The organism is uncultured Frigoribacterium sp., assembly GCF_963515265.1.
Lineage (GTDB): Bacteria > Actinomycetota > Actinomycetes > Actinomycetales > Microbacteriaceae > Frigoribacterium.
The window spans coordinates 1-6009 of sequence record NZ_CAUPYL010000160.1 but is presented as its reverse complement, the minus strand read 5'-3'; the positions used below and the strand labels follow the sequence as shown (position 1 = coordinate 6009).

The 6009-nt window shown below is 72.6% G+C and carries 6 protein-coding genes; 5 read left to right on the top strand and 1 reads right to left on the bottom strand.

Annotated elements, in window-relative coordinates; translation table 11 throughout:
• The first annotated feature begins 14 nt into the window (after positions 1–14).
• Entirely contained in the window at positions 15–695 is a 681-nt protein-coding gene (locus RWM17_RS11420) for an SDR family oxidoreductase (protein ID WP_314103784.1), read from the top strand.
• Positions 696–1073: 378 nt separating this feature from the next.
• Here RWM17_RS11420 and RWM17_RS11415 read toward each other — a convergent pair whose 3' ends face one another.
• Complete coding sequence (locus RWM17_RS11415; RefSeq protein WP_123548099.1) at positions 1074–1565, bottom strand: MarR family winged helix-turn-helix transcriptional regulator; 492 nt, start codon at positions 1563–1565, stop codon at positions 1074–1076.
• A gap of 248 nt (positions 1566–1813) precedes the next feature.
• Here RWM17_RS11415 and RWM17_RS11410 point away from each other — a divergent pair, with 248 nt between their 5' ends.
• From RWM17_RS11410 to RWM17_RS11395, 4 genes are all read left to right on the top strand, one after another.
• Complete coding sequence (locus tag RWM17_RS11410; protein WP_314103782.1) at positions 1814–3481, top strand: ABC transporter substrate-binding protein; 1668 nt, start codon at positions 1814–1816, stop codon at positions 3479–3481.
• Between the two features lie 3 nt (positions 3482–3484).
• The gene (locus RWM17_RS11405) at positions 3485–4438 is read left to right on the top strand and encodes an ABC transporter permease (protein WP_314103780.1); all 954 of its coding nucleotides are present in this window, start codon (positions 3485–3487) and stop codon (positions 4436–4438) included.
• Positions 4438–5316 carry an ABC transporter permease gene (locus RWM17_RS11400; RefSeq protein ID WP_314103778.1) on the top strand — a complete coding sequence of 293 codons (879 nt, stop codon included), beginning with the start codon at positions 4438–4440 and terminating at the stop codon, positions 5314–5316. The genes RWM17_RS11405 and RWM17_RS11400 overlap by 1 nt, the downstream gene beginning before the upstream one ends.
• Before the next feature lie 5 nt (positions 5317–5321).
• On the top strand, positions 5322–6009 hold a 688-nt coding region (locus tag RWM17_RS11395), incomplete at its 3' end, for a gamma-glutamyltransferase (protein WP_314103776.1).

The window sequence follows — 6009 nt, the reverse complement described above, 5'->3', positions numbered from 1 at the left end:
CGTACGCTCCGGGCATGACCGATCTGCAGGGAGCCGTCGTGCTCGTCGCCGGGGCGTCGGGCGGCCTCGGCTCCCGGATCGCCGCGCAGCTGTCCGACGAGGGGGCCGTCGTCGTGCGGGCCGGACGCGCCGGGGGAGCCCTGACCGGGCCCGACGCCTACGTCGCCGACCTCCGCGAGCCGGGCGGCGGCGCGTCGCTCGTCGCCGCGGCGCTCCAGGCCCACGGCCGTCTCGACGGCGTCGTCGTCGCGGCGGGCGTCGTCGGGTTCGGACCTGCCGACGCCGTCACCGACGAGGCTCTCGACGAGTTGGTCCAGACGAACCTGCTGGCGCCCGTCCGCCTGCTGCGCGACGCGTCGGAGGCGCTGGCCGCGTCCGCCGCCGCGGGTCGCGACCCGTTCGCCGTCACGATCAGCGGGGTCGTCGCCGAGTCGCCGACCGCGGGCATGGCCGCGTACTCCGCGGCCAAGGCGGGCCTGGCCGCCTGGGTGAGCGCCGCCTCCCGCGAGTTCCGGAGGCGCGGCGTCCGCCTGGTGGACGCGCGGCCCGGGCACACGGAGACCGGCCTCGCGACGCGGCCGATCACCGGCGAGGCGCCGAGCTTCCCGACGGGGCTCGACCCCGACGTGGTCGCGGCCCGCATCGTCCGGGCGATCGTCGACGGAGAGAAGGACCTGCCCAGCGCCAGCTTCTGACCGTGCCGCGTGCCGTGCCCCGCGCGTCGGGCTTGGCCCTGCGCGGCCAGTAATTTGCGCGTGATCCGTGTGGCTGGGGCCGGGGTGGCCGGTTGCCAGCAGCCGCTTCGCGCGTATCTGTCTTGGTTTGCGACCTGACGCCTCGGGGAGGTGGTGCGGCGTAGCCGCGGCCCTCTCTGGCTCTCGCGTCGGGCGCGTAATTTGCGCGTGATCCGTGTGGCTGGGGCCGGGGTGGCCGGTTGCCAGCAGCCGCTTCGCGCGGATCTGTCTCGGTTTGCGGCCTGACGCCTCGGGGAAGTGGTGCGGCGCAGCCGCGGCCCCTCTCGCTCGCGCGCCGAGGAACAGGCCCAGCAGGCGGCGCGGCGCCGGCACCGGGGATCAGGCGAAGCCGGTACCGAGCTCGCGCAGCAGGTCGGCCAGCTGGTCGCGCTGCTGACGGGTCAGCGACCCGAGCGGGGAGTGCTCGGCCTCGAGCAGGTCGAGCATGGCCCGGTCGACGAGGTCGACGCCCTCCTCGGTGATGCGGATGAGGGCGGCGCGGCCGTCGCGCGGGTCGGCCCGGCGCTCGACGAGGCTGCGCTCGACGAGCCGGTCGAGCCGGTTCGTCATGGTGCCGCTCGTGACCATGGTGGCCGTGACGAGGTCCTTGGGGCTGAGCTCGAAGGGGTCGCCGGCCCGGCGCAGGGTCGACAGCACGTCGAACTCCCAGATCTCGAGGCCCGACCGCCGGAACGCCTCGGCGCGCACCCGGTCGAGCCGTCGGGAGATGCGGCGCAGCCGCGAGAACACGTCGAGCGCTGCGAAGTCGATGTCGGGCCGCACGCGCGCCCAGGCGTCGATGATCAGGTCGACCTCGTCGTTGGTGTTCACGCAGCAGTCCTCTCGGGCGGGGGGGCACCCCCGATCATGCCCCTCGAAGGTGCGGGTCGTCTCGACGCCGCCCCGCGCGCGCCCTGGCGGCGTGCGCTGCCTGCCCCGTGAGCTCCCACTCGACCCTCGTCGCCCACCCTCGTCCGGGGCACGTTTTACACGTCCGTAACAAGTTGTATACAAGATCGCGTCATCGGGACTGATTGCATTCAATCCACTTCCTCCCGCACCCGAGCATCGGACCACACATGCCTCTGACCTCGCTCTCCTCGCGATCTGCCGCCCGGCGTCGCGCGCTCACGCTGCCGGCCGCAGCCCTCGGCATCGTCCTCGTGGCGACCGGGTGCCAGCAGGTCCAGACGGCCGACACCGCCGCCACGAGCAGCCGGGAGGACATCTCGACCGCCCCGATCGGCGACGCGACGATCGTCGAGGGCGGCGACCTCGTCATGGCGCTCTCGGCGGAGCCCGACCGGCTCGACCCGACCACCTCCTCGTCCCTCTACACGCGCTACGTGATGGAGACGATGTGCCAGAAGCTGTACGACATCGACGCCGAGGGCGCCATCGTGCCGATGCTCGCCACCGAGCTGCCCGACGTCAGCGACGACGGCCTCACCGTCACGTTCCCCGTGCGCACCGACGCCGTCTTCGCCGACGGCACCCCGCTCGACGCGGAGGCGGTCGTCACCACCCTGCAGCGCGGCCTCGACAAGGACGACTCGTCGCGCCGCAGCGAGCTCGGACCGATCACCGGGATCTCGGCGGTCGACGACGAGACCGTCGAGGTCACCTACTCCGAGCCGTTCGCCCCGCTGACGGCGGCACTGGCCGACCGTGCGGGCATGGTCATGTCGCCCACGGCGCTCGCCTCGGCAGGCGACGCGTTCGGCGACGCGCCCGTCTGCGTCGGCCCGTACAAGTTCGTCGAGCGCGTGCCGCAGACCTCGATCACCGTCGAGCGCGACCCGCTCTACTACGACGCCGAGTCGGCCCACTTCGACACGATCACGTACCGCATCATCACCGACGCGAGCATCCGCGCGGCGAACCTGCAGTCGGGAGACGTGCAGGTCGCCGACTCGATGTCGACGCAGGACGTCGGCACGCTGAAGGAGGACGACTCGCTCACCGTGCTCGAGGTCGGCTCCCTCGGCTACCAGGGCCTGACGGTCAACATCGGCAACCAGGACGGCATCGGCACCGACCCCGTCCAGCTCGACGGCCCGCTCGCGAGCAACGCCGCGGTGCGCCAGGCGCTGTCGATGTCGATCGACCGCAAGGCGCTCGTGAAGACCGTCTTCGGCGGCCTCTACGACCCTGCCTGCTCCCCGATCTCGCCGAGCAGCCCGTTCGCCACCGACGCGAGCGACGCCTGCCCCGACTACGACCCGGAGGCGGCGGTGCAGATGCTCGAGGACGAGGGAGTGGAGACCCCCCTCGCCATCGACATGCAGGTGAGCAACAACCCGGACACCGTGCGCTTCGCCCAGGCGCTGCAGGCCCAGGTCGCCGAGGGCGGCTTCGAGCTGACCATCACCCCCGTCGAGTACTCGACGCTGCTCGACGTGCAGACCGAGGGCGACTTCGAGGCGCTGCAGCTCGGCTGGTCGGGCCGCATCGACCCGAACGGCAACATGTTCAACTTCCTGTCGACCGGCGCCGGCAACAACTACAGCGGCTACAGCGACGACGAGGTGGACGAGCTGCTCAGCGACGCCGCCTCGACGACCGACGTCGACGAGCGGGCCGAGCTCTACGGCCAGGTCGTCGAGAAGGTGCAGGAGGACTCGCCGATCATCTACCTGTACCGCGTGCGCAGCCTCACCGCGCTGTCGAACGACATCGCCGGGGTCTCCACCTTCGCCGACGGCGTCGTGCGCCTCAGCACCGCCGCCTTCGTCGAGGCCGACTGAGCCATGGCGCGCTACCTCCTCACCCGCCTGTGGCAGTCGGCGGTGACGCTCGTGCTCGCCTCCGTCGTGGTCTTCGTCGGCGTCCGGCAGCTGCCGGGCGACCCTGCCCTCGCCCTGGCGGGTGAGGAGGCCAGCCCGCAGCAGGTCGCGGCGATCCGCGCCGACCTCGGGCTCGACGACCCGCTCGTCGTGCAGTACCTCCGCTTCGTCGGGGCCTTCCTCCGGGGCGACCTCGGCCAGTCGACCCGGACCGGCACCCCCGTCGCCGACCTGATCGGCGCGACCCTGCCGGTCACCCTGTGGCTCTCGCTGTACGCCATCGTCGTGGCCGTGCTCGTCGGCGTCGCCCTGGGCGTCGTCGCCGAGCGCTGGCGCGGACGCTGGCCCGAGTGGATGGCCAACGCGGCCGCCCTCGTCGGACTGAGCGTGCCGAACTTCTGGCTCGGCATCCTCGCCATCCTGTGGCTGGCCGTCGGGCTGGGGATCTTTCCTGCCTCCGGGTACGTCCCCGTCACCGAGGACCCGTGGCAGGCGCTCGTGCACCTGACCCTGCCGGCCCTCATCCTCGGCACCTCCCTCGCCGCCGTGATCATGCGGCAGACGCGGGCCTCGATGATCGAGACGATGACGACGGACTACGTCCGCACGGCCCGCGCCAAGGGCCTCGGGCGGGGCCGCGTGCTGCTCCGCTACGGGCTCCGCAACTCGATGATCGTCGTCGTCACCATCGTCGGGCTCCAGCTCGGCGGGCTCATCTCGGGCGCCGTCGTGACCGAGCGCATCTTCGCCCTGCCGGGCTTCGGCAAGCTCACCCTCGACGCGGTCTTCACGCGCGACTACCCGGTCGTGCAGGCGGTCGTGCTGGTCATCACGCTCGGCTACATCCTGATCAACCTCGTCGTCGACGTGCTCTACAGCGTCCTCAACCCGCGCATCCGAGTCGGAGGAGCCTCCTGATGACCGTCCTCGTGCCCACCTCCCACGAGCTCGGCTCCGACCGGGGCCGTGTCTGGGGCCAGCTGCGCCGCAACAAGCTCGGAGTGACCGGCGGCGTGATGCTGCTCGTCGTGCTCGTCGCGGGGATCGCCGCCCCGCTCATCGCGCCGTACGGCCCCGCCGAGGTGCACTTCGACGCCCCGTTCCAGCTGCCCGGCACGATCGGGTACCTGCTCGGCACCGACGACCTCGGCCGCGACATCCTCTCGCGCACGGTCTACGGCATCCGCGTCTCGCTCGTCGTCGGCGTGCTCAGCGTCGTGCTGGCCGTCGTCGTCGGCACCCCGCTCGGGCTGGTCGCGGGCTACTGGCGCTGGCTCGACGCGATCGTGTCGCGCCTGACCGACGTGATGCTCGCGTTCCCGTTCCTCATCATCGCCGTGGCGCTCGCCGCGATCAGCGGGCCGAGCCTCGGCAACGCGGTGGTCGCCCTCGGCATCGCGCAGATCCCCACGATGATCCGGGTGGTGCGCGGCGAGACGATGCGCATCCGCTCGACCGACTTCGTCCTGAGCGCCCGCACCATGGACGCGACCGGGCTGCGGGTGATCTTCGCCCACGTGCTGCCGAACTGCGTCTCGGCGATCATCGTCCAGGCGACGGTCATCATGCCGGTCGCGGTCATCGGGGAGGCGCTGCTGTCGTTCCTGGGGCTCGGCATCCAGCCGCCGACGGCCAGTCTGGGCATCATGCTCTCCGACGCGCAGCAGTACCTCGCGAACGCCCCGTTCGCCGCCGTCGTCCCGGGCCTCGCCATCGCCGTCATCTGCCTCGGCTTCAACCTCGTCGGCGACGCGCTGCGCGACGCCCTCGACCCGACCTCCCGCGAACGGACCTGATCCTCGTGACCTACACCGCACCTCCTGCGTTCACCACCCGCCCCGACCTCCGCGGCACCTTCGGCATGACCGCCTCGACGCACTGGCTCGCGACGGCCTCGGCCCAGTCGGTGCTCGAGCGCGGCGGCAACGCCTTCGACGCCGCGGTCGCCGGCGCGTTCGTGCTGCACGTCGTCGAGCCGCACCTGAACGGGCCGGGCGGCGACATGACCGCGGTGTTCGCGACGGCCGACGAGCCGGGCCGACCCGTCGTCCTGATGGGGCAGGGGCCGGCGCCCGCCGGCGCGACGGTCGAGCACTACCGCGCCGAGGGACTCGACCTCGTGCCCGGCTCGGGCGCCCTCGCCGCTGCCGTGCCCGGCGCGGTCGACGCGTGGCTCCTCCTGCTCCGCGACCACGGCACGTGGGAGCTCGCCGACGTGCTCGCCTTCGCGATCGGCTACGCCCGCGACGGGCACCCGATCACCGCGCGGGTGACCGAGACGATCGGCGCGGTCGCCGAGCTGTTCGCCGAGCACTGGCCCACCTCGGCCGACCGGTGGCTCGTCGACGGCGCCCCGCCGGCCCCCGGCGAGATGGTCGTGAACGAGGCGTACGCCCGGGTGCTCGACGGGCTCGTGTCCGCAGGAGGCGCGCTGCCGGCCGCCGACGCCGGTCGCGCACCGCGGACGCCCGGCACCGACGGGCCTGACG

Bases quoted from the DNA above. Each gene is read 5' to 3' on its own strand.
- RWM17_RS11420 (WP_314103784.1), top strand. From the start codon at position 15: ATGACCGATCTGCAGGGAGCCGTCGTGCTCGTCGCCGGGGCGTCGGGC.
- RWM17_RS11410 (WP_314103782.1), top strand. From the start codon at position 1,814: ATGCCTCTGACCTCGCTCTCCTCGCGATCTGCCGCCCGGCGTCGCGCG.
- RWM17_RS11405 (WP_314103780.1), top strand. From the start codon at position 3,485: ATGGCGCGCTACCTCCTCACCCGCCTGTGGCAGTCGGCGGTGACGCTC.
- RWM17_RS11400 (WP_314103778.1), top strand. From the start codon at position 4,438: ATGACCGTCCTCGTGCCCACCTCCCACGAGCTCGGCTCCGACCGGGGC.